Below are 2,294 nucleotides of genomic sequence, written 5' to 3'. Positions count from 1 at the left end.
GCTGCCTGTCTCCTTGGGCCGGGTGACGCTTGCCCAGGCTTCATCCGACAGTTTCAGCAACCGGCGCGCATAGATCAGGAAATCCTCGCCGATCGCATTGGGAGTGACGGTTCTGGGACCACGCACCAGAAGCTGGTTGCCGACCATCTCCTCCAGCCGCTGCATCTGCATGCTGACCGCCGACTGGCTGCGGCCGACCCTGGGTGCTGCATTGGAAAGGCTGCCGCTCTCGACGACGGCGACAAAGGTTTTCAGCAGGTTGAGATCGAGTGGCGCGGCCATGGTGCTATCAGTATATCGAATAGATCATTCCAAATCTATTCGCTTGTTTGAAGGCCGTGCCGGTGACCAGATGGTTGGGAGTACCGGCTGGACGAAACACCCATGGCAGACGCATCGACAGCCCGCTTTCCGGCCGCCAGCCTCGCTCTGGCAATGGTGATTGCCGGCACGGTCGGCGCCTTCGCCACGGAATCGGGGCTGCATCCCGTTGCCGTCGTCTTCTGGCGATGCGTGTTCGGCGCGATCTTCCTTCTCGTATGGTGCCTGTTGCGCGGCTACCTGCCGGATCGGATGCTGTTGCCGTCCCGGCTTGCCCTTGCGGCACTTGCCGGCGTGTGCATGGTGCTGAGCTGGACGGCCTTCTTCGCAGGCTTCGCCATGACGTCGATCGCCACGACGACGATTATCTACCATATCCAGCCGTTCTTCGTGGTCCTGATCGGCGTGGTTTTCCTAAGGGAACGCATCTCGCCCGACCAACTGCTGTGGATGCTCGCTGCCTTTCTCGGCGTCGTGCTGGCCAGCGGCCTCGTTTTCGCGCACGGTCATGCCGATGCCAACTGGGTGCCGGGCATTGCGCTGACGCTGGGCGGCGCACTGCTCTATGCCGTTACAACGATCCTAGCCAAAGGCCTGGGCCAGCAGCGCGCCGAAATCACGGTACTCTGCCAAACACTGGTGGGGGTCGTCATGCTCGCCCCGTTCGCCGGCATCGGCCAACATATTGCGCCTGCGTCATGGGGCTGGCTGCTCGGCATCGGCGTGCTGCACACTGGCATCGCCTATGTGTTGATGAATTCGGCCTTCCCACGGCTGACGACACCGGTGATCGGCGTCATCACCTTCATCTACCCGGTCGTCGCCATCATCGTCGACTGGGCTATCTATGGGCATCCGCTGGGACCGGCGCAGGCAGCCGGCATGGCACTGATTGCGCTGGCAACGCTTGGTGTGCGGCTTGGCTGGCGGTTTCCAAGACGGCATGTCTCGACCGTGTGAGCCCGAAGCAATTCCCGGGAAAGCACATAGCGCTTCCCCTGGAATTGCTCCAATAACCAAGAGACAGAGTCAGCCTTTGATAAAGCCGATGAAATCGTCTGGCGTGGCGCGGCCCATCTCTTCCTCCCAGTGGCGGCGGCAGAGCGAGACATAGACATCCTTGCCGATTGCCACCTGCTCGCCCTGGCGCGCCACCTTGCCATCGGGGCCGAGGCGCACGACCATCGTCGCCTTGCGGCCGCATCGGCAGATGGTGCGCACTTCGCGCAAATCGTCGGCGATGGCCAGCAGCGCGCGCGAGCCGGAAAACAGCTTGCCCTGGAAATCGGTACGCAGGCCGTAGCACATGACCGGGATGTTCAACCGGTCGGCGATGCGGGCGAGCTGCCAGACCTGCTCCTCCTCGAGGAACTGCGCCTCGTCGACGAAGACGCAATGCACTGACGTATGCGCGTGATGCTCGGTGACGCGGGCGAACAGATCGTCGCCATCGCGGAACATCTCGGCTTCCGTCTCCAGGCCGATGCGCGACGAGATCAGGCCGGTGTCGCCCTTGCGGTAGTGGCCGGCGACGAACAGCATCGTGCCCATGCCGCGCTCGCGATAATTGTAAGAGGCCTGCAAGAGCATCGTCGTCTTGCCGGCGTTCATGGTCGCATAGTAAAAGTAGAGCTTGGCCATGCCGCTCTTTTAAGCCGACTTGATGCCGTGCGGGGAGAGGCCACGGCGGCATTCCCCTGAAAAAGGCGCCTGTCCAGACAAAAGCGCCTGATGTGTCGCTGATTGGCCAGCCCGCGCCGTTGATCGCGATTGTCTTAATGCTTGAAACCACACCAGAATGGTGTTTGGCTGACGAAACAAGGCGGGCATAGAAACCGTAGCTACGCTTCGCCAAAGAATCACAATGGGAGACTGTCTATGTCGCGTATGAACTCTTTCGTCGCCGGCCTCAGTCTGGCGGCTTTTTTGTCCACCAGCGCTGCCTTTGCCGGCGATCCGGCGAGCTGCAAGGC

Annotated in this window: 2 protein-coding genes and 1 pseudogene; 1 reads left to right on the top strand and 2 read right to left on the bottom strand. The window is 61.7% G+C overall.

Going from position 1 to position 2,294, the window contains the following annotated elements; translation table 11 throughout:
- A pseudogene (locus EOC06_RS44400) lies at positions 1-282 on the bottom strand (LysR family transcriptional regulator); the annotation flags it as partial.
- Positions 283-384: 102 nt separating this feature from the next.
- Here EOC06_RS44400 and EOC06_RS35445 point away from each other — a divergent pair.
- A complete protein-coding gene (locus EOC06_RS35445; RefSeq protein ID WP_128309992.1) occupies positions 385-1,281 on the top strand; it encodes a DMT family transporter in 897 nt (298 codons plus the stop codon).
- Positions 1,282-1,350: 69 nt separating this feature from the next.
- Here the strand turns inward: EOC06_RS35445 and EOC06_RS35440 are convergent, their stop codons facing one another.
- Positions 1,351-1,962 (bottom strand): thymidine kinase, encoded by a 612-nt coding sequence (locus tag EOC06_RS35440; protein ID WP_128309991.1) that lies wholly within the window; start codon positions 1,960-1,962, stop codon positions 1,351-1,353.
- Positions 1,963-2,294: the final 332 nt, after the last annotated feature.

Source organism: Mesorhizobium sp. M7A.F.Ca.MR.362.00.0.0, assembly GCF_004023175.1.
Classification (GTDB): Bacteria; Pseudomonadota; Alphaproteobacteria; order Rhizobiales; family Rhizobiaceae; genus Mesorhizobium.
This window is presented reverse-complemented; position numbering and strand designations above follow the sequence as displayed.